Source organism: Sphingobium baderi, assembly GCF_001456115.1.
Taxonomy (GTDB): domain Bacteria; phylum Pseudomonadota; class Alphaproteobacteria; order Sphingomonadales; family Sphingomonadaceae; genus Sphingobium; species Sphingobium baderi_A.
Genome location: NZ_CP013264.1, coordinates 2964097 through 2989184 on the forward strand (window position 1 = coordinate 2964097; position 25088 = coordinate 2989184).

General features: G+C 62.4%; 24 protein-coding genes and 1 tRNA gene. 7 read left to right on the forward strand and 18 right to left on the reverse strand.

All coding sequences use genetic code 11. The features are described from left to right. Positions 1–199 precede the first annotated feature (199 nt). Both parE and ATN00_RS14505 read left to right on the forward strand, forming a co-directional pair. Entirely contained in the window at positions 200–2173 is a 1974-nt protein-coding gene (parE, locus tag ATN00_RS14500; protein ID WP_062065967.1) for a DNA topoisomerase IV subunit B, read from the forward strand. A gap of 56 nt (positions 2174–2229) precedes the next feature. After that, on the forward strand, positions 2230–3507 hold the full coding sequence (locus ATN00_RS14505; RefSeq protein WP_062065970.1) for a serine hydrolase: 1278 nt from the start codon (positions 2230–2232) through the stop codon (positions 3505–3507). 6 nt (positions 3508–3513) lie between these two features. Here the strand turns inward: ATN00_RS14505 and ATN00_RS14510 are convergent, their stop codons facing one another. The 7 genes from ATN00_RS14510 to ATN00_RS14540 are packed head-to-tail and all read right to left on the reverse strand — an operon-like array spanning position 3514 to position 9730. Continuing rightward, a complete protein-coding gene (locus ATN00_RS14510) occupies positions 3514–3927 on the reverse strand; it encodes an SgcJ/EcaC family oxidoreductase (protein ID WP_062065973.1) in 414 nt (137 codons plus the stop codon). Positions 3928–3933: 6 nt separating this feature from the next. After that, positions 3934–4725, reverse strand: coding sequence for a LysR family transcriptional regulator (locus tag ATN00_RS14515; protein ID WP_062065976.1), 792 nt, complete (start codon positions 4723–4725; stop codon positions 3934–3936). Further along, positions 4722–5120 (reverse strand): Co2+/Mg2+ efflux protein ApaG, encoded by a 399-nt coding sequence (gene apaG / locus ATN00_RS14520; RefSeq protein WP_062065979.1) that lies wholly within the window; start codon positions 5118–5120, stop codon positions 4722–4724. Before apaG ends, ATN00_RS14515 begins: the two co-directional genes overlap by 4 nt. A gap of 33 nt (positions 5121–5153) precedes the next feature. Beyond that, positions 5154–6362 (reverse strand): trans-sulfuration enzyme family protein, encoded by a 1209-nt coding sequence (locus ATN00_RS14525; protein WP_062065981.1) that lies wholly within the window; start codon positions 6360–6362, stop codon positions 5154–5156. Between the two features lie 10 nt (positions 6363–6372). Further along, positions 6373–7419: a 3-isopropylmalate dehydrogenase gene (gene leuB / locus ATN00_RS14530; protein WP_021246779.1), complete on the reverse strand. Its 1047-nt coding sequence runs from the start codon at positions 7417–7419 to the stop codon at positions 6373–6375. Between the two features lie 52 nt (positions 7420–7471). Next, positions 7472–8206, reverse strand: coding sequence for a DNA repair protein RecO (gene recO, locus ATN00_RS14535; protein ID WP_062065983.1), 735 nt, complete (start codon positions 8204–8206; stop codon positions 7472–7474). A gap of 9 nt (positions 8207–8215) precedes the next feature. Further along, positions 8216–9730, reverse strand: coding sequence for an acetyl-CoA hydrolase/transferase family protein (locus ATN00_RS14540; RefSeq protein WP_062068855.1), 1515 nt, complete (start codon positions 9728–9730; stop codon positions 8216–8218). 110 nt (positions 9731–9840) lie between these two features. On the opposite strand from ATN00_RS14540, the gene ATN00_RS14545 reads away from it, so the two are divergent. Continuing rightward, positions 9841–10722, forward strand: coding sequence for a LysR family transcriptional regulator (locus ATN00_RS14545; protein ID WP_062065986.1), 882 nt, complete (start codon positions 9841–9843; stop codon positions 10720–10722). 71 nt (positions 10723–10793) lie between these two features. Here ATN00_RS14545 and uvrC read toward each other — a convergent pair whose 3' ends face one another. The 9 genes from uvrC to ATN00_RS14590 form a co-directional block, all read right to left on the reverse strand. After that, complete coding sequence (gene uvrC / locus ATN00_RS14550; RefSeq protein ID WP_062065988.1) at positions 10794–12710, reverse strand: excinuclease ABC subunit UvrC; 1917 nt, start codon at positions 12708–12710, stop codon at positions 10794–10796. Between the two features lie 128 nt (positions 12711–12838). After that, entirely contained in the window at positions 12839–13450 is a 612-nt protein-coding gene (locus ATN00_RS14555) for a F0F1 ATP synthase subunit B family protein (RefSeq protein WP_062065991.1), read from the reverse strand. After that, positions 13443–13937 carry a F0F1 ATP synthase subunit B family protein gene (locus ATN00_RS14560; RefSeq protein WP_062065994.1) on the reverse strand — a complete coding sequence of 165 codons (495 nt, stop codon included), beginning with the start codon at positions 13935–13937 and terminating at the stop codon, positions 13443–13445. The genes ATN00_RS14555 and ATN00_RS14560 overlap by 8 nt, the downstream gene beginning before the upstream one ends. Before the next feature lie 87 nt (positions 13938–14024). Beyond that, on the reverse strand, positions 14025–14252 hold the full coding sequence (locus ATN00_RS14565; protein WP_021240110.1) for a F0F1 ATP synthase subunit C: 228 nt from the start codon (positions 14250–14252) through the stop codon (positions 14025–14027). 52 nt (positions 14253–14304) lie between these two features. After that, complete coding sequence (locus ATN00_RS14570; RefSeq protein ID WP_062065997.1) at positions 14305–15090, reverse strand: F0F1 ATP synthase subunit A; 786 nt, start codon at positions 15088–15090, stop codon at positions 14305–14307. A 47-nt stretch (positions 15091–15137) separates the two neighbouring features. Continuing rightward, positions 15138–15461, reverse strand: coding sequence for an AtpZ/AtpI family protein (locus ATN00_RS14575; protein ID WP_062065998.1), 324 nt, complete (start codon positions 15459–15461; stop codon positions 15138–15140). Between the two features lie 171 nt (positions 15462–15632). After that, complete coding sequence (locus ATN00_RS14580) at positions 15633–16034, reverse strand: YdbL family probable chaperone protein (RefSeq protein ID WP_062066001.1); 402 nt, start codon at positions 16032–16034, stop codon at positions 15633–15635. Further along, positions 16031–16219, reverse strand: a complete 189-nt coding sequence (locus tag ATN00_RS14585; RefSeq protein WP_062066004.1) for a YnbE family lipoprotein — start codon at positions 16217–16219, stop codon at positions 16031–16033. Before ATN00_RS14585 ends, ATN00_RS14580 begins: the two co-directional genes overlap by 4 nt. Continuing rightward, positions 16216–19437: an intermembrane phospholipid transport protein YdbH family protein gene (locus ATN00_RS14590; RefSeq protein WP_062066007.1), complete on the reverse strand. Its 3222-nt coding sequence runs from the start codon at positions 19435–19437 to the stop codon at positions 16216–16218. Before ATN00_RS14590 ends, ATN00_RS14585 begins: the two co-directional genes overlap by 4 nt. A gap of 132 nt (positions 19438–19569) precedes the next feature. On the opposite strand from ATN00_RS14590, the gene radC reads away from it, so the two are divergent. Next, the gene (gene radC / locus ATN00_RS14595; protein WP_062068857.1) at positions 19570–20265 is read left to right on the forward strand and encodes a RadC family protein; all 696 of its coding nucleotides are present in this window, start codon (positions 19570–19572) and stop codon (positions 20263–20265) included. Positions 20266–20301: 36 nt separating this feature from the next. Here radC and ATN00_RS14600 read toward each other — a convergent pair whose 3' ends face one another. Together ATN00_RS14600 and ATN00_RS14605 are read right to left on the reverse strand one after the other, a co-directional pair. Continuing rightward, positions 20302–21624 (reverse strand): DEAD/DEAH box helicase, encoded by a 1323-nt coding sequence (locus tag ATN00_RS14600; protein ID WP_062066010.1) that lies wholly within the window; start codon positions 21622–21624, stop codon positions 20302–20304. A 136-nt stretch (positions 21625–21760) separates the two neighbouring features. Next, on the reverse strand, positions 21761–22195 hold the full coding sequence (locus tag ATN00_RS14605) for a hypothetical protein (protein WP_062066014.1): 435 nt from the start codon (positions 22193–22195) through the stop codon (positions 21761–21763). A 79-nt stretch (positions 22196–22274) separates the two neighbouring features. Here ATN00_RS14605 and ATN00_RS14610 point away from each other — a divergent pair, with 79 nt between their 5' ends. The 3 genes from ATN00_RS14610 to ATN00_RS14620 all read left to right on the forward strand — a co-directional run bounded on the left by ATN00_RS14610 (position 22275) and on the right by ATN00_RS14620 (position 24985). Then, positions 22275–23714 carry an FAD-binding oxidoreductase gene (locus ATN00_RS14610; protein ID WP_062066017.1) on the forward strand — a complete coding sequence of 480 codons (1440 nt, stop codon included), beginning with the start codon at positions 22275–22277 and terminating at the stop codon, positions 23712–23714. A gap of 119 nt (positions 23715–23833) precedes the next feature. Further along, positions 23834–24619 carry a SapC family protein gene (locus ATN00_RS14615; protein WP_062066020.1) on the forward strand — a complete coding sequence of 262 codons (786 nt, stop codon included), beginning with the start codon at positions 23834–23836 and terminating at the stop codon, positions 24617–24619. 291 nt (positions 24620–24910) lie between these two features. After that, positions 24911–24985: transfer RNA gene (locus ATN00_RS14620), tRNA-Glu, on the forward strand. The last annotated feature ends 103 nt before the right edge of the window (positions 24986–25088 follow it).

Sequence of the window (25088 nt, forward strand, 5' to 3'; positions counted from 1 at the left end):
ACCGGCCCTTTTTCTTTGAGGCCGGTGTGGGTGGATATGCAGACTGGCCGCTTTCCATCCTCCGTTCGTCCTGAGTAGCCGCCGAGCCTATCGAAGCGGCATGTCGAAGGACATGGCGCGCATGTGTGAACGCATGCCATCCCTGGCCAAAAATACCACGACGCTTGCGCCAAACCTCCGTGCCCGATAGCTATCTCCCATGTCCGATCTGTTCGCGAACCAGCCCGCATCTTCCTCCGGTTACGACGCCTCCACCATCGAAGTCCTCGAAGGGCTGGAGCCGGTCCGCCGCCGGCCCGGCATGTATATCGGCGGCACGGATGAGCGCGCCCTTCACCACCTCGCCTCCGAAGTGCTCGACAACAGCATGGACGAAGCCGTCGCGGGGCACGCCACCCGGATCGAGGTGACGCTGGAGCCGGGCAACCGCCTCACCATCACCGACAACGGGCGCGGCATCCCGGTCGACCTGCATCCCAAATTCCCCGGCAAATCCGCGCTGGAGGTGATCCTCACCACCCTCCATTCCGGCGGCAAGTTCACCGACAAGGCCTATGCCACGTCCGGCGGCCTGCACGGCGTCGGTATCAGCGTGGTGAACGCGCTTTCCATCGTCACCGTGGTCGAGGTCGCGCTCAACAAGCAGCTCTATCGCCAGAGCTTCTCGCAGGGCCTGCCCACCAGCGGCCTCGAAAAGGTCGGCGCGGCCCCCAACCGGCGCGGCACCTCCGTCACCTTCATCCCCGACAGCGAAATCTTCGGCGAACAGAAATTCAAGCCCGCCCGCCTCTACCGCCTCGCCCGGTCAAAGGCCTACCTGTTCGCGGGCGTCGAAATCCGCTGGAAATGCGCGCCGGACCTCATCACCGACGACACCCCGCCCGAAGCGGTATTCCAGTTCCCCGGCGGCCTTGCCGATCATCTGAAGGAACAGGTCGGCGACCGCGAATGCGCCACCAGCCAGTTCTTTTCCGGCAATCAGGATTTCCCCGAAACCGCGGGCCGCGTCGAATGGGCGGTTGCCTGGCCGCTCTGGTCGGACGGCAGCTATAGCTGGTATTGCAACACCATCCCGACGCCGGACGGCGGCACTCATGAAGCGGGCCTGCGCGCCGCGCTGGTCAAGGGCATCCGCGCCTTCGCCGACCTCGTGGGGCAGAAGAAGGGCAAGGATATCACCGCCGACGACATCATGACGTCATCGGAAATCATGCTGTCCGTCTTCGTCCGCGATCCCCAGTTCCAGAGCCAGACCAAAGACCGCCTGACCTCTCCCGAAGCCGCGCGCCTTGTCGAAAACGCCGTGCGCGACCATTTCGACCATTTCCTGACGGACAATATGGAGCGCGGCAAGGCGCTGCTCGGCTATGTCCTCGACCGCATGGACGAGCGCCTCAAGCGCAAGCAGGAGAAGGAGGTCAAGCGCAAGACCGCGACCTCCGCCCGCAAACTCCGCCTCCCCGGCAAGCTCACCGATTGTTCCACCGACGATCCCGAAGGCACCGAAATCTTCCTGGTGGAAGGCGACAGCGCGGGCGGCTCCGCCAAACAGGCCCGCGACCGCAAGACGCAGGCCATCCTCCCCCTGCGCGGCAAGATCCTGAACGTCGCATCGGCCAACACCGCCAAGATCCTCGCCAATCAGGAAATCGCCGACATGATCCTCGCGCTGGGCTGCGGCACGCGCAAGGATTGCAACCCCGACAATCTCCGCTACGACCGCATCGTCATCATGACCGACGCGGACGTGGACGGCGCGCATATCGCGACCCTGCTCATGACCTTCTTCTTTCAGGAGATGACGGAACTGGTGCGGCGCGGCCATCTCTACCTCGCCCAGCCGCCGCTTTACCGCATCGTCGCGGGCGGCAAGAGCCTCTACGCGAAGGACGACGCCCATCGCGAGGAACTGCTGGCGAAGGAATTCAAGGGCAAGAAGGTGGAAGTCAGCCGCTTCAAGGGCCTGGGTGAAATGAATCCCGGCCAGCTCCGCGAAACCACCATGGACCCCAAAACCCGCAGCCTCATCCGCATCACCCTGCCCGACGATTATGAGGACCGTCAGCAGGTTCGCGATCTGGTCGACCGCCTGATGGGCAACAACCCGGCGCATCGCTTCGCCTTCATTCAGGAAAATGCGGCGGCGGTGGACGAAGAGGCGATCGACGCATAAAATCAATCCGTTACCCGACGCACTCCTGAACGAGCGTCCCAAAACGAGGATATGGCGTGAAACGGTTTGCGATCCTGCTCCTGTTGGCGTTGCCCCCCCTCGCCGCCCGCGCGCAGGTCGCCCCCGCCTATCAGGCCCGCGCGGATCAGTTAATGACGCTGCTCGTCAGCGACGGGGCGGAGAAGGATTTCTTCTCCGATCTCTTCCTCACCGCCGTCCCCGTGGAGCAGTGGCGCGCCCTCACCGCCGACCTGCGCCGCCAATATGGGAGGCCCCTGTCGCTCGGTTCCGTCCGCCAGAACGGCCCCACCGCCGGTCAGGTGGAAATCCGCTACGAACGCGCCACGGTCGGCTTCACCCTGGTCGTTGCGCCGCAGCCGCCCGGCCGGGTCATCGGCCTCCAGATCGTCGGCGCGAGACAGGCCGACGACAACATGATCAAGATCATCAACGACATCGATGCCCTGCCCGGTCAGACCGCCTTCGCCATCGCCCGCCTGACCGGCAGCGGCCCGCAATGGATCGCCAGCCGCGATCCGGACCGGCAGATGGCGACCGGCTCCTCCTTCAAGCTCTACATCCTCGCCGAACTCGCCCGCGCCGTCGAAGCAGGCGATCGTCGCTGGAGCGATGTGATCCCCCTTTCCCACAAGAGCTTTTCCGGCCGCCTCCTCGCCTATCCGGCGAATGCCCCCATGACGCTCCACAGCCTGGCCACGGCCATGATAGCGGAAAGCGACAACAGCGCCGCCGACACACTGCTCCTCGCGCTCGGCCGGGATAAAGTCGACGCCATCCTTCCCCGCACCGGCCATGCAAAAACAGACGCGGCCCTTCCCCTCCTCACCACGGCTGAGGCGTTCGCGCTCAAAATGCCCGCCAATGCCACCCTGCGCCAAAGCTATGCGGGCGGCGCCCCTGATGAGCGCCGCGCCCTGCTCCGCGACAACGCGGCCCGCCTCGACGCCAAAGCGGTGGACATCGGCTCCGTAGCGGAAACACCGGCCCATATAGACAGCCTCGAATGGTTCGCCTCCCCAAAGGATGAGGTCGCGCTGCTCGACTGGCTCCGCCAGCATGGCGGCGACGCCCTCCCCATCATGGCCGTAAATCCCGGCATAGCCCCCGCCGACGCCGCCCGCTGGCGCTATCTCGGTTATAAGGGCGGCTCCGAACCCGGCGTGATGGCGATGAATTTCCTGACGCAGGCACGGGACGGGACATGGTATGCCGTAACCGGATCATGGAACAACCCCGCCGCCCGGCTGGACGAACCCCGCTTCGTCGCCCTGATGACGCGCGCGCTCAATTTGCTGGCTGAAACGTCCCGCTGACGGCCTTCAGCCACGCAGGATCGTCTCCCCCGTCATCGGATTGACGAGCGTCACATTCTCAAGCGCCTGAATCCGCCACTCGCCCGCCCTGCGCGTCGCCACCGCCAGGATCATGGTGTCGATCCGATGCGGCCCCGCCGGATGCGCCTGACCAGCGTTCAGCCGCGACCAGAAGTGCAGGATCGCCGCGTCATCGGAGATCGGATCGACATCCGGCGCATCATTTTCCAGCGTCGAATCGCGATAGATGCTGTCGTGCACCCGCCTGTGGCCCGCGACGATCTGCTCCACGCCGCGCCAATAAGTGCCGAACCTGTTCACAAAGGTCGCGTCGGGATGGAACAACAGGCCAAAGGCATCCATGTCGTGCCCATTCCACGCCATCTGAAAGCGTGCCGGAATATCCGCAGGCTCCTTCATAAAGGCCTACCCCACCAGCGCCTCGACCAGCGCCTTGACCTTCTTCTGCCGCCATTGGGGCAGCGGCGCGATCAGCCAATAGGACAGGGACGAAACATTACGCTCGCCCACCTGTCGCACGCGCCCGGCGGCAAGGTCCGCCTCCGCCAGCAACAGCGGCACGAAAGCGCGTCCGAAGCCGTTCGCCGCCGCCTCGATCGCCAGGCCGCCATCGGCGACCCGGATCGACGCGGGCTTGTCTCCATGGGGGCAGCCCGGCCATTCGATCCGTCCGGCCGGCCCGCCATCGGCGGCTTCCACCGTCACGAACACCGCCTCGCCCAGCCTGATGCCTTCATGCTCGCCCGGCCCGTCCGCCAGACGCAGCGCAAGGTCCAGATTGGCCTCGGTGAAATCCAGCGCATCATCCGCCGCCACCAGCGCGAATTTAAGGTCGGGCTGGCTCGCCGCATAGGCCGCCAGCCGCTTTTGCAGCCATTTCGCCGTGATGTCGCGTGGCGCTGCGATGGTGAGCGAGGAACTGGACTGGCCCGCCTGAATGGCGCGCACGGCCTCCTCGAACTCCAGGAATCCGGCCCGCAGCGCCTCCAGCCCCGCCTCCGTCTCCGGGGTCAGCTCCAGCCCCTTGGGCGTGCGGCGGAACAGCACGACGCCCAGCATATCCTCCAGCGCGCGGATCTGCTGACCGACCGCCGCCGGCGTCACCGCCAGTTCGTCCGCCGCGCGGGTGAAGGACAGATGCCGTGCCGCCGCATCCAGCACGCGCAGGCCGTTGAGCGGCAAATGCGTGCGCTTCATTCGGCCACCGCGGGCGCAATCAACGCGAAATGGGGAATCGCCGCGTCGAACGTGTGGCCGTCCGCTCCGATCATATGATAATGCCCCTTCATCGAGCCCGTCGGCGTGCCCAGCGGACAGCCCGACACATAATCATAGCTACGGCCCGGCTGCACAACGGGCTGCTCGCCCACCACGCCGTCGCCATCGACCCGGTGCTGACCGCCGCGTCCATCCGTGATGACCCAATGCCGCGTCAGGAGCTGGATCGGCTGCTCCCCGCCATTTTCGATGCGGATATGATAGGCCCAGAACCAGCGCCCCCGGTCCGGCTCGGACTGTTCGGGCAGGAAGGTCACGGCCACATGGACCGTGATGTCGCGCGTTGTGGCGTGAAAGGGGAAAAGTGCGTTCACGGTTTCACGAATGCGCTCTAATCCCCCGCCCCGTCAACGCCCTATCGCGCGCAAGGCCTGATCGAAATCGGCGATCACGTCGTCGGGGTGTTCCAGGCCTACATTCAGGCGCAGCATATCCTCGGTAATGCCGACTTCCAGCCGCGCCTCCTCGGCCATGCCATAATGGGTGGTAGAGGCCGGATGCGTCATCAGCGATCGCGAATCGCCGATATTGTTGCTGATGTCGACCAGTTCCAGCGCATTGAGCAGGCCATGCGCTTCCTTGCGCCCGCCGCCGGTATAAAGTGAGAAGATCGGCCCCGCCAACTCCATCTGCCGCATCGCCAGTTCATGCTGGGGATGGCTCTCCAGCCCCGGATACAGCACCTTGGGCAGGCGTTCCTCCAGGAACCGCGCGACCTTCAGCGCATTTTCGCTCTGCTTGCGGATACGCAGGTCCAGCGTCTCCAGCCCCTTGAGCACTACCCACGCATTGAACGCGGAGAGCGTCGGCCCGGTGTTGCGGTGGAAGGGCAGCAACGTGTTGAGGATGAAATCCTCCGTGCCGCAGATCGCGCCCGCCAGCACCCGGCCCTGCCCGTCCATCATCTTGGTCGCGCTATAGGCCACCACGTCCGCGCCGAACTCCATCGGCCGCTGCAGCGCGGGCGTGGCGAAGGCGTTATCCACCACCGTCACGATGCCATGCGCCTTCGCGATGTCGCAAATGCCTTTCAGATCCGCGATATCCATCGTCGGATTGGCGGGCGTTTCGAAGAAGAACAGCTTGGTATTGGGCCGGATCGCCTTTTCCCACGCCGCATTGTCGCGGGCGTCCACTGTGGTCGTCTCGATCCCGAACCTGGGCAACAGCGTATCGACCAGCCAGCGGCACGATCCGAACAGCGCCTTGCCGCCCACCACATGATCGCCTGCGGAAAGCTGGCACAGCAAAGCCGCCGTCATCGCCGCCATGCCCGAAGCGGTGGCCCGGCACGCCTCTGCCCCCTCGATCAGGGCGATGCGCTTTTCCAGCATTTCGACGGTCGGGTTCTGGAGCCGCGAATAGGTCATGCCCTGCTGCTCGCCGGTAAAGCGCGCCGCCGCGTCCTCCGCCCGGTCGTAGCAATAGCCGCTCGTCAGGAACAAGGCTTCGGACGTTTCGCCATATTCCGTGCGCGCGCTGCCGCCGCGCACCGCCAGCGTCGCGGGCTTCCAGTTCTTCGTGATGTCCGGGTCCTGCCCGCTCTTGCGCTTCATCGCTCTATCCTCAAGCCAGCGCCGCGAGAACCGCGTCGCCCATCTCCACCGTGCTCATCGTTCCGCCCAGATCGGGGCTGCGCGCCCCGCCGGCCAGAGCCTTCGCCACTGCCGCCTCGATCCGGTCGGCCTCGGCATTCAGCCCCAGCGAATAGCGCAGCATCATCGCGGCGGACAGGACCGTCGCCAACGGATTGGCCTTGCCCTGCCCGGCAATGTCCGGCGCGGAGCCGTGGATCGGCTCATACAGCCCCTGCCCGCTGCCATTCAGCGTCGCGGAAGCCAGCATCCCGATGGACCCCACGCACATGCTCGCCTGATCCGAAAGAATGTCGCCAAACAGATTGCCGGTCACGATCACGTCGAACTGGCCTGGATCGCGCACCAGCTGCATCGCGGCATTGTCGACATACATATGGCTCAGCGCCACGTCGGGATAGTCCGCCGAAACCTCGATCACCACGTCGCGCCAGAGCTGGCTCGTCTCCAGCACATTGGCCTTGTCCACCGAGCACAGCTTGCCCCGCCGCGCCCGCGCAGCCTGGAACCCGCTATGGGCGATCCGGCGCACCTCGGCCTCATTATAGGACATGATGTCATAGCCTTCGCGCAGCCCGTCGGCCGTCTTGCGAAAGCCCTTTTCCCCGAAATAGACGTCGCCATTCGTCTCCCGCACGATCAGCAGGTCGATGGCGCCCGCCACTTCGGGTTTCAACGCGGATTCACCCGCCAGCTCAGGAAAGACCTTCGCCGGACGCAGATTGGAAAACAGCCCCAATTCCTTGCGAAGTCCAAGGATCGCCTGCTCCGGCCGCAAATGCCGCTCCAGCGAGTCGCAGCTCGGATCGCCGACCGCGCCGAACAGGATCGCATCCGCCCGCTTCGCCAGCTCCAGCGTCTCCGGCGGCAGCGGATGCCCGGCGGCCTTGTACGCAGCCCCGCCGACCAGCCCTTCCTCATAGGTCATGCCCTCGATCGCCAGCGCATCCAGCACGCGCTTTGCCTGCGCGACGATTTCCGGGCCGATACCGTCTCCGGGGAACAGGGCGATCAACATGGGCACAACTCCTGAACTTTTTGTCGCCGCCGCCATATGAAGCCGCCGCCGGTTACGCAACCGCCCTTTTGAGCCTGTCGACCAGCCTTTCCCGCGCGGCCAGCACATCGGCGCGCCGCTCCGTCAACACCGATCGTTCCAGGAAAAAGCCGGTCAGCCGCAGCCCGTCCAATATCTCGGCCCACTCCCCGCTGCCTCCTTCGATCAGGAAAGGCGGCAGCGGCAGCAATCTGTCCTCATAACCCATGGCCGCCGCCCGGCTCACCGCCGCGGCGCTCCGCGGGCTGACAAAGGCCAGATCCTCGCCACCGCCCGTCGCGGCGCAGCGCGTCAGGTCCAGCCCAAAGCCCAGTTCCGCCAGCATCAGCAATTCATACCGGATCAGCGCCACCGCCCATCCCCGCGCCGCCGGAGCCGCCTCCACCGCGCCCAGCACGCCGTCCAGAGCCTGATACAGCGCCGGATAGGGCGTCCCCTCCGGCAGGGCCGCCGCCGTCAGCGCGCAGGCCCAATCAATCGCGGCGGCCGCCAGCGGCTCCGCCAGCAAGGGCGCGCGGCTATGCGCCATCTCCACCGTCAAGCCTGCAAGCTGATCCTCCGTCCGCGCCCGGAACTCCGCCTTCACGGCATTGCCGGGCAACAGCACCGGGCGGATCGCCCGCGACCGCCCGCCTCGCACATAGCCCGCCATCAACCCGTGATCGGGCGTCAACAACCGCGCAATCGCCCCATGCTCCCCATGGGAACGCAAGGCGCAAACGATGGCAGAAGTGACAAGGGCGGGCACAAGCCTCCCTTACGCCTTCATGCTTCCGCTATCCATATAGCGTTGATGCCATGCCAGCGCCTCGCCCGGCAGCATCGGCGACTGCAAGCCATAGGAACCCTGCATCGCCCGCGCGAAATAGTCCTTCAGCATGTCGCGATAATCGGGATGCGCGCATTTCCCGATGACAAGCTCCGCCCGCTGGCGCGGGGCAAGGCCGCGCAGGTCCGCCAGCCCCTGCTCCGTTACGATCACCTGCACATCCTGGTTGATGTGATCGACATGGCTGCAATGCGGCACGATGGCCGAAATCGCGCCGCCCTTGGCCGTTGATGGGGTCATGAACACCGAAATGAAGGCATTGCGCGCAAAATCGCCTGATCCGCCAATGCCGTTCTGGATGCGCGATCCCATCAGATGCGTGGAATTGACGTTGCCGTAAATGTCCGCCTCGATCAGGCCATTCATCGCGATGCAGCCCAGCCGCCGGATCAGTTCGGGATGATTGCTGATCTCCTGCGGGCGCAGGATCATCTTGCCGCGATAACGGGCCATGTCGCCATTCAACCGCGCCGCCGCTTCGGGGCTGAGCGAAAACGCCGTCGCGCTCGCCATACGCAGCTTGCCCGCTTCCAGCAGGTCGAGCATCCCGTCCTGTATCACTTCGGTATAGGCGACCATATTTTCGAACGGCGCGTCGATCAGGCCGGTCAGCACCGCATTGGCGATATTGCCGACCCCCGATTGCAGCGGCAGCAGCGATGCGGGCAATCGCCCCATCTTCACCTCATGCCCCAGAAATTCCAGCAGATGCCCGGCGATCGCATGGGCCTTCGCATCGGGCGGAGAGAAGGGGGCATTGCGGTCCGGGGAATCCGTTTCCACCACCGCCAGCACCTTGTCGGGATCGCAGCGGAAATGCGGTTCCCCGATCCGGTCGTCGGCGTGGACCAGCGGGATCGGCACGCGATGCGGCGGCAGCGCCGTGCCGTAATAAATGTCGTGCATCCCCTCCAACGCGGGGTTCTGCCAGCGATTGACCTCCAATATGACGCCTTTCGCCCGGTCCAGCCATGTCTTGTTATTTCCGACCGACGCCGAAGGGATCAGCGCGCCGTCCGCCGTGATGCCCGTCACCTCGACCACGGCAATGTCCAGATCGCCCAGGAATCCCTGCCACGCCATCGGCGCCACCTGGCTCAGATGCATGTCGAAATATTGCATCTCGCCCCGGTTGATCCGCTCGCGGGCAATGGGGTCGCTATTATAGGGCAGGCGGAACTCGATCCCGTCCGCCTTGGCCAGCGCGCCGTCCAGTTCCGGCCCGGTGGACGCGCCCGTCCACACCTTCACCTGGAAAGGGTCGCCCGCCTCATGCGCCGCATTGATCCGGTCCGCCAGCGCCAGCGGCACTGCCTTGGGATAGCCTGATCCGGTAAAGCCGCTCATGCCCACGGTCATGCCGTTGCCGATCAGGGCGGCGGCTTCCTCCGCGCTGCGCCGCTTGGCGGCGAGGCCGGCATGGGCGATGCGATCCGACGACATGAACATCCTCTCCTTGATGTTGACCCGCTTTTCTTGCGCCTTCCGTCCGCCTTTTCAGCGGCGCGGACAATAGGGATTTATCGCACAATATATGTGCGTAATATGCACATATGTCAGACCTCCTGCTCTCCATCCGAACATTCGTCCGTCTTTGCGAGCGGCCCAGCTTTTCCCGCGTCGCGCAGGAAATGCACGCCAGCCATACCACAATCGCGCGCCGCCTGGATCAGGTGGAATCGCATTTCGGCGCCATCCTCTTCCATCGCACCACGCGCCGCCTGATCCCGACGCCCGATGCCGACCGCCTGCTGCCCCACGCCCGCGCCATGCTCGACGCGCTCGAAGGGGCGGAGGAGGATTTCGGCCCCGCGCGCGACCAGCCGCGCGGCACGGTGCGGATCGGCGTCACCACCGCGCTCGGCCTGTATTATGTCGAAAGGCTGGGCGAACTGATGCAGCGTCACCCCGCCCTCCGCATCGACCTTGCCATGACCGATTGGCAGCGCGACATGGTGGAGGATCGCCTCGATCTCGCCCTGCGCGTCGGTCCCATCGCCAGCGACCTGCTGGTCGCGCATCCTTTGGGCAGCCTGCCGCGTCTGCTCGTCGCCCATCCCGCTTATCTCGCCCGGCACGGCGCGCCGCGCTCGGCCGAAGATCTCGCCGCGCATCAGTGCATCGCCTATGCCTATGGCGACACGCCCGCGCGCTGGACCATCGACGGCCACGAACGGATCGTGGGCGGCGCCTTCCGCAGCGACGGCAGCGAAGCGGTCCATCGCGCCACCCTCAGCGGCCTTGGCATCGCTCTCCTCCCCGCCATCCGCGTGGCCGGCGACATCGCCGCCGGACGCCTGACCGCGGTGCTACCGGCCAGCCACATCGCGCCGCTCGACATTTTCGCCGTGCATCCCGCGCACAAGCGCCTGCCTCCGCGTGCCCGCGTCCTGCTCGATTTCCTGAAAGCCCATTTTCCCGGCCCGGCGACATGAAAATCGGCCGCCGCCTGTAGGAAATCCCATGGTCCTACAGGCCATCGTCAAAACGCGTTCAGTTCTCCATCTCATTCATGGAAATAGTCATAAACCAGCCGCGCCACCACTTTCGAAACCCCCGGCGCGCGCTGCAAATCCTCCAGCGCCGCATCCTTCACCGCCCGCGCCGTGCCGAAGTGCATCAACAACGCCTTCTTCCGCGCCGGACCGATCCCCGGCACATCATCCAGCGAACTGGTGGTAATCGCCTTGCTCCGTTTCTGCCGGTGTGCCCCGATCGCGAAGCGGTGCGCCTCATCCCGTAATCGCTGAAGATAGAACAGCACCGGATGGTTGAGCGGAAAGGTCACCTCCCGCCCATCCGGCAGATGAAACACCTCCCGCCCTTCCCGGCCATGATGCGGCCCCTTGGCGATGCCGATCATGCAGACATCCTCGATGCCCATTTCCTCCAGCATCGCCCGCGCCGCCGACAACTGCCCCTTGCCCCCGTCGATCAGCACAAGGTCTGGCCATTCGCCGCCGTCGCGATCCGGGTCTTCCCGCTGCGCCCGGCCAAAGCGCCGCTCGAACACCTCCCGCATCATCGCAAAATCATCCCCGGGCGCTGTATCGGGATTCTTGATGTTGAACTTGCGATAGGCATTTTTACGGAACCCTTCCGGCCCCGCAACCACCATCGCGCCCAATGCATGACTGCCCTGAATATGGCTGTTGTCGTAGATCTCGATCCGGTCCGGCGCCCCGTCCAACCCAAAGGCGTCAGCCATCTCGTCCAATATCTTGGCCTGCGTCGTCGTCTCCGCCAGCCGTCGGTCCAACGCCTCTGTCGCGTTGCGTTGCGCCTGCTCGATCAGGCGGGTTCGCGATCCCCGCTGCGGCACTTCGATCCGCACCTTAGCGCCGATCCGTTCCGACAGCGCCTGCGCTATCAGTTCACACTCCGCCGGAGCACGATCCGTAAGGACCAATTTCGGCGGCGGCACCTCCTCATAAAACTGCGCCATGAAGCTCGCCAGCACCTCATCCTCCGCCACCTCAGCCGTGTGGACGGGGAAGAAGCTGCGATGTCCCCAATTCTGTCCGCCGCGAATGAAAAAAGCCTGGATGCACATCGCCCCGCCCTTCGTCGCCAGTGCGAAGATGTCGGCATCGCCCAATCCTTCGGCGTTGATCGCCTGACTTCCCTGGATGAAGGTCAACGCCTTCAGCCGATCCCGCAGCACGGCCGCCTGCTCGAAGTCCAGTGCTTCCGACGCCACCTGCATCGCCGCGCCCAGCTTACGCTGCACGGCCGTCGATTTGCCGCCTAGAAAGTCCTGCGCGTCCCGCACCAGTTCAACATAGTCCGTTTCATCGATCCGCCCGACGCAGGGCGCGGAACAACGGCGGATTTGATATAGCAGACATGGCCGCGATCGATTGGCGAAGAAACTGTCGCTGCAAGACCGCAGCAAGAAGAGCTTTTGCAAGGCATTGATCGTCCGCGTCACCGACCCGGCACTGGCGAAAGGCCCATAATAACGCCCCTTATATTTCCGCGCGCCACGATGCTTCTGCACACGCGGAAAGGTATGGTCCTCTCGCAACAGGATGAAAGGAAAACTCTTATCGTCGCGCAGCAGCACATTATAGGGCGGCCGGAAGCGTTTGATGAGTTGCGCTTCCAGCAGCAATGCCTCCGCTTCGCTGTTGGTCGTGACGATCGTCATCGACCGGGTCTGCGCGACCATACGCTGCAGCCGCCGGGGCAGCCGATCAACTTGCGTATAATTGGCGACGCGATTCTTTAACCCTCGCGCCTTGCCGACATACAGCACGTCTCCCCTCGCATCCTGCATCCGATAAACGCCGGGCCTTGCAGGCAAGGTCTTTAACGTATTGCGGATCGCTTCCACGCCGGCGTCAATATCGGGCTGGCTGCCCTTGACTGTAAAGGTCGCTTTGTCTTCGTGAAAACGGTCGGGAGATTGAGGATGCGACATAGTGCTGAGATAGCGAGAGCAGCACAGATCGCAATGGTGTCATCCCACGATAACGAGGCAGACCCATGAAACGGAAAGGGCCGGCACGACCAGCGCCAGCCCTTTCCTTTCGTCCCGAATATGCCCGATCAGGCTACGGGGCCAAGATCCTTGATGGCACCATCGACCAGCGTCTTATCGGCCTTCGCATCATGGCCTTGGGCAATGAGCGTCACCGCAGCACTTGTGGCGGCATTCACTGCCTTGACACGAATAGCTGCAATGGCAGAGCGTTCGGCCGCGCCGATCTTGTCCTCTGCCATTTTCTGACGACGCACGACCAGCGCAGCGGCGCTGACCTTCGCATCTTCCAGAAGCGTTTCAGCCTCATGTTCCGCAGATTTGCGCATGGCTTCGGCTTCACCAGCCGCCGAGGCCAGCTTCGCTTCATATTCCGCCTTCAACACCTCCGCTTCCGCACGGAGTTTGGATGCTTCCTCAAGCTGCGCCTTGATTTGTGCAATACGGCCATCGAGAGCGCCGCCAATAAGGCTCGGTACCTTCTTCACCAGAAGAAGCACGATGAAGACCAGCATCGCCAGACTGACCCAAGCCGTCGCATCCATGCCGACTGCCTTGGGATCGGTATGAGGCGCGACGCCTTCATGTGCGACGGTGCCGACCGGCTCCATTCCCTCAGAATGAATAGCGTCACCCAAATCAGGCGTTGTTTCGCTATGCTGTACTGCTGCCTCAGCCATGGGCCAGTGCTGCCTTTACTGCGTTACGGGCCGCATCTTCCGACGCATCGACGCCGGAAATGCGAGCCACCATGTCACGCGCCGCGTCGGCGGCAACGGTTTCAATCTGTTCCATGGCTGCATGGGATGCAGCCTGGATGCGAGCCTCCGCGGTGCTGATGAGATTTGCGACTTCAGCATCGGCGGCGGCCAGCTTCCGTTCGGAATCCCTGGCGGCTTCCGCTTTGGCCTTTGCCAGCACGGCCTGAGCAGCAGCGCGGCTTTCAGCATCGCGGATGCGATAATCTGCCTCTGCTTCGTCAGCACGGGCAAAAGCGGCCTTTGCAGCGTCCAGGTCGCCGGAGATCTTCACGTCACGCGCATCCGCCGTGCCCTGCACTTTTGGAACCATGCCAAGGCCGATAACGAAGAAGACAAAGCCGAACGTCAACAGCAGCCAGAATATCTGGGATGAATAGGTTTCGGCGATTTGCGCGATTTGAGGCATTTCGAATCCGTCCGATCAGGCGCGGTCAATTCAAGGCGCGGGCGAAGATGGCTACATTGGCCTCTCCGCCCGCATCCCAAGCGGTTGTCAGGCCACGAACACCAGGATCATGGCGATAACGAACGCCAGCAGACCCAAAAGTTCGGCTGCAGCGAAACCGATGAACAGGCGGCCCTGCTGACCGTCAGCGGCGCCGGGATTGCGTAGCGCGCCTTCGAGGAACGAGGCGAAAACATTGCCCACACCGAGCGAGGCAAGGCCCGCACCGATAGCGGCCAAACCAGCACCGAGCAGCTTCGCGGCTTCTGCGTCCATGTTGTAAACTCCTTTTCTAAACTCTTTTAAGCGTTGAACAAATTCCGAAAAATCAGTGCAGATTCTCAGCGTCGTTGATGTAGACCGAGGTCAACAGCGCGAACACATAGGCTTGGATGACCGCCACCAGCACTTCCAGCGCACTGATGCCGATCATCAGCACGAAACTCGCCGACCCAACGGTCAGGCCGTAGCCGATCCCCGCGTTCGAGCTGTTGATTACGAACCCCGCCAGAACCTTCAGCAGAACGTGACCCGCCGTCATCGCGACGAACAGTCGCAGCCCCAGGCTGAACGGGCGAACCATGAAGGAAACTAGTTCAATCGGGAAGATGACCGGGATCATCGGCAGCGGCGTGCCGTGCGGCACGAACAGCGAGAAGAAGTGCAGGCCATGCTTCCAGAAGCCGACGATCAGGACGATCGAGAAGCTGAGGATCGCCAGCACGCCGGTCGCGGTGAAATGGCTGGTGAAGGTAAAGGGGTGCAGGCCGAGCAGGCCCAGAGGCAGCAGGCCGAGCAGGTTCGCCAGCAGGATGAACATGAACAGCGAGAAGACATAGGGAATATACTTCTTGCCGCCCTCGCCCACATTGGCGACCAACAGGCTCTTGATGAAGCCGGTCATATATTCGACCGCCATCTGCCAGCGGCCGGGAACCAGTTCACGCTTCATGCCGCCGATGACGAAAATCCACAGCACCACAGCGGCGGCCACCATATAGAGCGCGCTGTTGGTGAAGGCGATGTTGAAACCGCCGATGGACAGGTGATCGGTCCCGAACAGCGGTTCGATTGCAAACTGGTGCATCGGATCGATTTTGCCGGATTCTGCCACTTTGACCCCTGCGTACCTTGCCTTCAAACTAAGACAAAAGCGTCCCTTTATTGATCGGAACGCTTCGTCGTCGTCAATCTGATGATATTCCTGAACGCCACCACGATCCCAAGACCGAGAAACACGAGCAGGAGCCATGGGGACGTATTGAACAGCCAGTCGAGAACCCAACCGATCAATGCGCCGCCGACAAGACCCCCAATCAGCTCTGCGAGAACCCTATTGCCCAGCCGAGACCCATCATCAGGCCGCTGTTCAACTGTCCCCTGTCTGACCTTTTCGGCATGTTCAGCCCGCGCGATCCGCTCCTCCAACGAAGTGATCCGCGCGTCCTCCCCCGCCGGGTCCTGCCCAGGTGTATCCGCAGCCATGGCCTCTCCCTTCGTTCAGACCGAACTCATGAATGAGGCAATGAAGCGTGCGACTGCACCCGTCAAGGCGCGGTCCGTTTAGAAAGGCGTTTCGGGATAGTCAACCGTGCATGGGAAGGAGATGTCGTTCCCCATGCCGCGCAAGGAAATATCGCGCGGTATAGGGCGGAATCAATTTGCCGTGGCGCAATAGGACGGCAGCGCGATAGCACCTGCACCCTTGGTTTGCCACGCACCACCGCCGATGCGATAGGCCTGCCCCGGCTTCACCCGGCTGCTGAGCGTCTGGCAGCCGGTAGCGGCCGCCACATCCTGCACCGTGACGCCACGCTTCCCGGCTAAGTCGGTATAAGCCGCACGGCGCTTGATATTGATCGATTCGACCTCGGCCCGGACATCGGCGCTCACCGAACCGGCGATGCCTAGATAACCATCGGCCTGCTCGCCGACCGTTCCCGCCGTGATCGCCGAGGCGACAGCGCCGGACTGCGCGCGGGCAGGCATATTCATGGCAAGGCCCGTCGCCAATGCGACTACGGCCCCGGCGGCGATCATTGCAATCATGCGTGTCATTGCGGGAACAACTCCGGATTATTCTGAATGAGATCCTGCGCGTCGCGTTGCAGTTTCACCACAACTTCCTGCTGAATCTTCACATTGAGATTGATCTCGATAGGCTTGTCGGGTGCCTTCACCTGAATGCAGCCCCCCAAGGCCAGGCTGGCGATACTCGCCGTTATGATCGTCGCTTTTCTCATTTACGCTCCCTGTCTGGCACAGTGTCGCTTGACGCAGGCTGAACCGCAACCCCTTCACGCATCTTCTGCTGCACTTCCTCGCCGATACTGTTCTGGATCAAGCTGTTGGGATTGGCGAGCGACTGGGCCGTGCCCATCAATCCCCGGAAGGGCGCGGCAATCCGCACGTTGAAGATGAAAGGCAAGCCGATGAAACTCCGGGCAATCCCGCTCGGAGCATCACCCAATTTCCCGCGATTGACGCCATTGAAAACCACGTTCGTCACCATTTCGCCATCCAGCGCGCCATCCATCAATATGGTCAGGCATTTATATTGCAGGTTCTTGAGCGCGTCGAAGGCCATCTTGCCCATTGTCCCGAGTTGCTCGTTTGAAACCGGTCCCACATAGGACAGCACGCCGGATTGGCGTGTGGGATCGCAGGGAATAGTAGGCAACACGCCCTCCGGCATCATCAATTCCGGCATACCTTCCTGCCGAGCGACGAGCACCCCTCCCACCACGCGCCCACCGTTCGCGTTGAAGATAAGCGGCATGATTCCATCGAAAGTCCCCGTAGCCGATACATTCTCCAGTTCCATTGCCTGAATGAATGCGCCTGCATCCAGACCCAAAACACGAAAGGTCATATAGCGATCGACATTCGCGCTGAAATCCATGGTGGTGGGTAACAGCACCAGCCGTCCACCGGCGAAGGGCCATTCCCCTCCCTCGATATGAACGTGCTGGTTGGGTTCCAGCCGATAACGCACCACGCCGTCATGCACTTCGACACCGGGATTGACGGACTTGATCCGCACTTCCTGCCCCGGCGCGCTCACCAGTCCCAAAAGGTCCGTAAACCGCAATTCCCCAGACAAACCCTGCACGGGACCAAAGGCGGCTGCGAGTTCAGCATTGTCCGTACGGAACAGACCGTCGCTGGTCACAGCCGAATCACTCCATCGAATATGCCCTTCGCCGGTCACTGTGGCCGACACGTTTGCAACCACCCCCAGCGCCAGACCGGTCAGATCGTCAGGTTGAAGCCGGGAATCGAAAACTATGCCGGGAACGGAAAGAACCGCCCTGCCCTTTGCGTTGTTAAGATCATGGACAATGTCTGCCCGCGCGACCAAGGCGCCATTGCGGGGCGCGCGCAAATCGCCTGTCGCGGCAATACGCCCTTCCTTCAGCGTCAGGATGAAGTCCGGCACATCCAGGGAATTGAACCGCGGCTGCTGCTCCGCATCCCGCACGGACAAGGCCGCTTTCAAAGTCAGGGCTCCGTCCGCGAAACGCCATTCGCCACGACCATTTTCGACAATGAGCGGAACAGCGCCGATCCGTCCCCCTGCATCCTCGACCCCGCCGGCAAAACCCCGTCCATCCATGCGTCCGTCCAGCTTCACCGCGTCAAGCCGAACCGGTGCATCCTGCGGCCCCACTGCAAAGGCGACATTGGCGAGTTGAAAGCCGGTCTTACCCAGCACGAACCGCGCTTCATCCGCTTTGAGATGCATGGGACTGGCACCGCTGCGCCCATCAAGCGCGACATTACGGACCGACATGCCACCACCAACGCCATGTGCACCAACGGACAGCATGGGGCCGCCCGGCAGGGGGCAGAGCGTTTGCCGTGTCCGGCCAAGCGCGAATCCTCCATAGCGCGCCTCTATCAGAGACAGCGGTACGCAACGGGCGTTGATGGCAAGCGCGCCATTTGATGCCAAAATGCCTTCCACAGGAGCAGACAGACCTTTTATCCCGCCATCCGGCAAAGGTCCGTCGAGTCGCACGACCGTCGAAAATCGCGTCTGTCCCTCGGGTCCAGCCGCGAACCGAACCGGCTCCAATGCCAATGTTGCGCCGTCCGCCGTATAGGGGTCGACAAATAATTGTCCGCCGAAGCCTCCGCTGGACCGTTTTGCCAGCCGCAATGCCGCTCGTGGCAAGCCGCCGCCCTCGGTCGTTATCGCTCCGTCCAACGCCCAATCCACGCCAGCCCCCTGCCCACCTGGCCAAGCAAGCGTGAAGCGCCCATCATGGGACAAATCGATGCGCGCACCGCTCCGCGCGGCGAAATGGGTGTCGTTCAGGACCAGACTGCCTCCGCTATCGCGCTGGACGATCGCCGTCCGTGCTTGGAGAAGATTGTCCTTGCCGGCATGCTGCAACGCATCGGCCAGACGCCGGACAAGAGGACCCACAGGCGAACTGGCCGTCGATTCGCGCATGGCGGCCAGGGGATCGCGCGCAGAGGCGTGAATATTCCGCGCCGAAACTTCGCCCTGAAAATCCGCCCCGCGCGCGCCTGCATTCCACACTCCGTCGAGCGACACCCGTTCGGCCTGCGCGGCACCCGCGGAAAAGGCGCGCGCGGCGATACTGGCGCGGCCGCCAGTGTTTTTGGCCGTTCCATCGAAAGTTATCCGGGCCGACGGAGCAGCCAGCACTACTCCATTGGATTTAAGCGCTTCTCCATTGATCCGCGCCGTCCCGCTCCACCGATCCAGCGCCTTGCCAAGCGAAACATCGAGATTGGCTACCGGATGCGCCATGGCCGTGGCCGCGCCCCGGCACGCCAATGCTTCGCCCCGCAGCGGCCCCGACAGACGTGGGCGTCCCGCATTCACGCTGATATCGAGCCATGCCGAACCGCCAGCAAGGCCACAATCGGATAACCGCGCACGAGGCATGACAGCGGCAAGCTTGCCGCGGAAACCGGATTGGAGATTGCCTTTCCCGTCGATCCGCATCCCCACCGACCCCGCATCGGTGTCGAACTGGACACGCGCGTCTGTCAGGGACAATATTATGTCCGGCAAGCTGAACGGTTCGGTAGACGCTGGATCGCGGAATTTATCGAGTTCACCAAGATTGAGCGCGCCGCCGTGCAGCGCTGCGCGCATCCTCACGCCTCCGGCCCGCACAGCCGCCAATTGCGGCGTCACACCAGCAAAGGCGATGTCGACCTCCAGCCATTGCGCGGTGAAATCGGGATCGACCGGATCGCCCAATACAATATTTTCGATCCGCTGGGTACGCAGGCCGACACGCACCAGATCATAGCGCGCCTGAACACCGCGCCGATTCAGTTCCCGGCTGATGAAATTCTCAGCAATCGGCGCGCGTTGCGTCCACAGCGCGGCCAGCACCAGCGCAAGCGATCCCACGCCTACGCCCAGCCAGCGCAACCAGCCTCGGCGAACCTTCATTTCGCCGTCATCTTCTTCCATCCGTCTGGTCAACCCCGGCTCTCGAACAGCTCTTTCTATCCGTAACGCCTGCATAACGTCCCAGACAAACTAAATATCCTTGCCCGGAAAATCCGCAACGCATAGCGTCCCGGCGCATATATGGGGGCGAAGTTGGCGGATATTGAAGGCAAGGTCAGCCATGATGGCGCGGGACATCGCGCCCGGCTGCGTCAGAAATTGGCAAATAGCGGCGGCGACGCACTCCACGACCATGAACTGATCGAATATCTGCTCGCCCTTGCGATCCCCCGCCGCGACACCAAGCCGCTAGCCAAAGCATTGCTGCGGGAATTTAACGGAATAGGTGGGTTGATGGCGGCGGATTGGCAAGCCATCGCGCGCGTGCCCGGCATGGGCGACACAAGCATCGCCGCCATCAAGATCGTGCATGCGACCCTGCTGCGTATGCTTCGCAATGAAGTAGCGGAAAGGCCCGTTCTGGCCAGTTGGCAGGCCCTGCTGGACTATCTGAGGGCGGATATGGCCTATTTGGGCGTGGAGCGCGTGCGCGTATTGCATCTGAACAGCCGTAACATGCTGATCCGCGACGAACATATGGGCGATGGCTCCATCGATCAGGCCGCCATCTATACCCGCGAAGTGATCCGTCGCGCCATCGATCTCGGTTCAGCCGCCCTGATATTGGTGCACAATCACCCCAGCGGATCGCCCGAACCCAGCCGGCAAGATATAGAAGTTACGCGGCAGATCGTCGAAGCCGGCAAGCGGCTCAACATATCGGTTCATGACCACATCATTATCGGATCACATGGGCACAGCAGCATGCGGGCCAAGGGATTGCTGTAAGGAAGGCTGCCCACCGACAGCCTTTCCATCAGAAAATCAGAGATTGAAGCCCACCGACAGGAACTGTGGAACAGGCCCGTTCCATCCTTCGTCTGGCCCTTCGTCCACCGCTTCATGCCGCCGCGGGCGTGCAGGCGCAGGTGCAGGCTTCGGTTCTGCGCGTTGAACGGATTTCCTGTCGCTGACCGGCCGATCCTTCTTTCGGGGCTTTTCCTCTCGCCGATCTTCCTTTTCGGCTTCAACGACAGGCGCTCCGATCGTCTCGATCTTCTGGCCGATCAGCTTCTGGATATTGTCGATCGCCTCCGCATCCTCGGACGTCACGAAAGTATAGGCGACGCCCTTTGCCCCCGCGCGTCCCGTGCGACCGATGCGATGCACATAATCGTCGGGATGCCACGGTGCGTCGAAATTGAAGACATGGCTGACGCCTTTGATATCCAGCCCACGGGCCGCGACGTCGGAAGCGACCAAGATATTCACGTCTCCAGTGCGGAATCGCTCCAGTTCGGCGATGCGGGCCGACTGGTCGATGTCGCCATGGATCTCGCCGGAACGAAAGCCGTGCCGCTGGAGGCTCTTGTTGAGATCCCGCACGGTCGTCTTGCGGTTACAGAAGATGACCGCGCTCGTGACATCCTCCGCGAGCAGCATGTTACGCAACACATCTCGCTTCTTGCGCGAATCCACCTTCACCAAGCGCTGCGTAATATTGGTGCCGGCGGTCGCAGGCCGCGCAACCTCAATCGACTTGGGATTGGACAGGAAACGATCGGCCAGCTTTTTGATCGGCGCGGGCATCGTCGCGGAAAAGAGCAGCGTCTGCCGCTGAGCCGGGAGCTTCGTGCATATTTCCTCAATATCGGGAATAAAGCCCATATCGAGCATCCGGTCAGCCTCATCGATGACCAGCATCGAACAGCCATTGAGCAGAATCTTGCCGCGCTGAAACAAATCCATCAGGCGGCCCGGCGTCGCAATCAGCACGTCGACGCCCTTTTCCAGCGCCTTGACCTGATCGCCCATCTGCACGCCGCCGATCAGCAGCGCCATGGAGAGCTTGTGATACTTCCCGTATTTCTCAAAATTCTCCGCCACCTGCGCCGCCAGTTCGCGCGTCGGCTCCAGGATCAGGCTACGCGGCATCAACGCCCGGGCGCGGCCATGTGCCAGAATGTCGATCATCGGCAGCACGAAGCTTGCTGTCTTGCCGGTGCCTGTCTGGGCTATGCCGATAATGTCCTTCATCATAAGGACCGGCGGAATGGCTTGCGCCTGAATCGGTGTAGGCGTGTCGTAACCAGACTCGGCAACGGCCTTGAGCAATTCGTCGGAAAGGCCGAGATCGGCAAAAGTCATTCAAGAAGTCCGATGCAGGAAATGCAGTGCCGCGACAATGCAGCACAGACCGCGCGCGCCTTGCGTAAATATTGGCGTCTTGTCAAGAAAATCGCTTATGCACGGGCCGTTCGCAGCCTCGCCTCTACCAGTCTGCTCAATCAGCGGGGTCCTGCGCGATCAGCCGCTTGAAGCTGTCTATCCCGCAACTGAGGCCACTGCGCGCTTGCAATTCATCCCGACCGGAACACAAGGAGCCATCCCCATCCGGCTCGACATAGAAACCGGAATAAAAACCTGTGGCATTGCACCCTCGTTCCAGCCGCGCGCGATAGCGATGATCATCCGCCAGGATCAGATCAACCCCATTGGCAACCACGATGCTTGCGGATCGTATAGAACGAAGCGCGATACAGCGAGGGCCCTTCTTCTCCCGCCAGGCATCCTTCAGTTCAGGCGCGATTCGTACCGGCGCCCGTCCTTTGCGCGCCATCGGCACGCGGATGATAACGCGGCGCTCAATGGTTAACTGTGCCCATTGCGTCGGTACCTCGGTCGGCGCGAGCAGCAACAGCAGGATGGAATGAAACAAGCCGAACCCCTTTTTGGGAAAGCCATGCTATCGGTCACTGGTTGAACAATCAATGAACTCCGGGGCATAGGACAGTTCCATGACAGGACAAAGCATCATTGATCGCTTCACATCCTTACTGGGACTGAAAGGCGTCGTCACAGAGAAGGACGATATCGCTCCCTGGCTGACCGACTGGCGCGGCCGTTATCATGGCGCGGCGGCAGCGATCCTTGCCCCCGCTTCCACACAGCAGGTTGCCGCGGCTGTTGCCCTGGCGTCGGAATTAGGCGTTCCGCTTGTGCCGCAGGGCGGTAATACATCCATGGTGGGCGGAGCCACGCCGCCTGCGGACGGCAACGCCCTTATCCTTTCCCTGCGCCGCATGAACCGCATCCGCAATTTGTCGCCCGACGATAATCTGGTGATTTGCGAGGCAGGCGTTATCCTTTCCAACTTGCATGAAGCAGCCGAAGCGGTCGGTCGTCGCTTTCCACTCAGCCTGGGGGCCAAGGGTTCGGCAACGATTGGTGGCCTCATTTCCACGAATGCAGGCGGCACGCAGGTCCTACGCCATGGAACGATGCGCGCGCTTGTGGAGGGCATCGAGGCAATCTTGCCCGATGGCAGCATTTTCGATGGCCTCGAAGCCCTGAAAAAAGACAATCGCGGCTATGACATCAAGCAATTGCTGATCGGCGCGGAGGGGACGCTGGGGATTGTGACCGCAGCTTCCCTCCGCCTGGTTCCCGCGATTGCCGTACGGGCCGTGGGCTGGGTCGGCGTTCGGTCCCCCGCCGACGCGCTCACGCTTCTACGCCTTGTGGAAGCGCATCTGGGCGAAAGCGTGGAAGGATTCGAGATCATCGCCGACGATGGCCTTGGCCATGTCCTCTCCCATATTCCCGGCACGCGCTGCCCCATCGGCACCCGAACGCCCTGGCATGTGCTGATCGAAGTCGATCATGCCGACCTAAGCGAGCCCGGCCCTGCGGAACGGCTGGAACGCGCGTTGACCGATGCCTTTGAGGAGGGCATCGCCGTGGATGCCGCCATCGCCGCCAACGAGGCGCAAGCGGAAGCTTTCTGGCGCATCCGCGAATCCATCTCCGAGGCGGAAAGGGCTCAAGGGCCCGCGCTGCAATATGACATCAGCGTTCCTGTTTCGCATATGCCCGCCTTCATGGTGGAGGCTGCGACTGCCGTAGAACGCGAGTTTCCCGGTACGACGGCGTCTTCCTTCGGCCATCTGGGTGACGGTAATGTGCATTTCCATGTGCGCGCTCCCCAGGGGACCAAGGACGGCGCGGCATGGATCGCAATGCAGGGGCAGGCCATCAACGCCTTCGTCCATGATGCCGTGGTCGCCACAGGCGGATCGATTTCGGCCGAACATGGCATCGGCCAGATGAAGCGCGCCGAACTCGGGCGCCTTGCCTCCCCCGCCCGGATCGCGGCGTTGCGCGCCATCAAGGCGGCGTTCGATCCGAAAGGCATTATGAACCCCGGCAAGCTCATTCCGCGCCCTGATGAAAGCTGAAGGCCGAGCATCCACAAAGCAATTGCCTCACAACGCCAAGGGCTCTACTGCCCTCGGCCAATCTTGCAGCCCGGCGGCACCTTTCAAACCGCCGCCTTTGAAGGAATGGAACGCATATCATGGCAAGTGCACCGACCGGCCTTCCCATTTTCTACAATGACCTTCTTCCGCTCAGCAGCGCGGATCATGCCGATTATCGCAATCGTCCGCTCGACACTGCGCCATTCCTGAAAAGCCAGCATGCTGTTCCACTGACCGTCGACGAATTCGTCGCCGCCCAGCGTTTCCTCCCCATCATCTTTTCGGCGGGCGATGATTCGGTTCCGCTCGCGCTGATGGGCCTTAACGAAGGGGTCAACATCTTCCTCGACGAAGAAGGCAAGCTGCGTGGGCCCGCCTATGTTCCGGCCTATGTCCGCCGCTATCCCTGGATGCTCGCCAAGCTGCGCCCGGACAGCGACGAACTTTCGCTCTGCTTCGATCCCACCAGCGAAGTACTGGGCGCGTTCGAGGAAGGCCAACCGCTATTCGAGGACGGCAAGCCTACGGAGTTAACCCAGGGCGTGCTGAAATTCTGCGAAGATTTCGAACAGGCCGCCGCGCGCACCGGCCAGTTCGTTCGTGAATTGCAGGAAATGGACCTTCTCATGGATGGTGAGGTCGCCATTCAGGTTCCCGGCAGCGAACAGCCCTTTATCTATCGCGGCTTCCGCATGGTGAATGAGGAAAAGCTGCGCGACATGCGCGGGGATCAACTTCGCAAGATCAACCAAAGTGGGATGCTTCCTCTGATCCACGCTCATCTTTTCTCGCTGCAACTGATGCGCGAGATCTTCGAAGCGCAGGTTCAGCAGGGCAAGGGGCCGATCGCCGGCATCGTTGCGCCCCAGTCCGCGGAAGCGTGAAACCTGCGGCTCAGTAAGCTCATAAATAATTGAACACAGGGACGTTGCATTCCTCTTGAAAGGAAAGTCAACGTCCCCTATCTTCGGAGCATACGGCCACCTGCCCCCCTTTCGGGTGCGCCGTATGGGCGCCTCCCCCTTTGGAGGCGTCTCCTCCCTGAACCTGGCCACCCCGTGCGAATCGCATGGGGTGGTTTTTTATATGCGGGACGGAATTGCCTCAGTTTCGCTTGACGGGGATGATGAGCGCCCCTAATTGCGACCGCCTGCTGATCGCCAACATGCGATCACGGCCCCTTCGTCTAGCGGTCAGGACGCGGCCCTCTCACGGCTGAAACACGGGTTCGATTCCCGTAGGGGTCACCACCTAAGTGGTTGAAATTGTTAGGCGGAATCGCGAGAATGCGGTTCCCGTGGCACTTTTGTGGCACATTTGGCGTTTTTCGGGGCCAGCCCAGCCCCCGTTTCC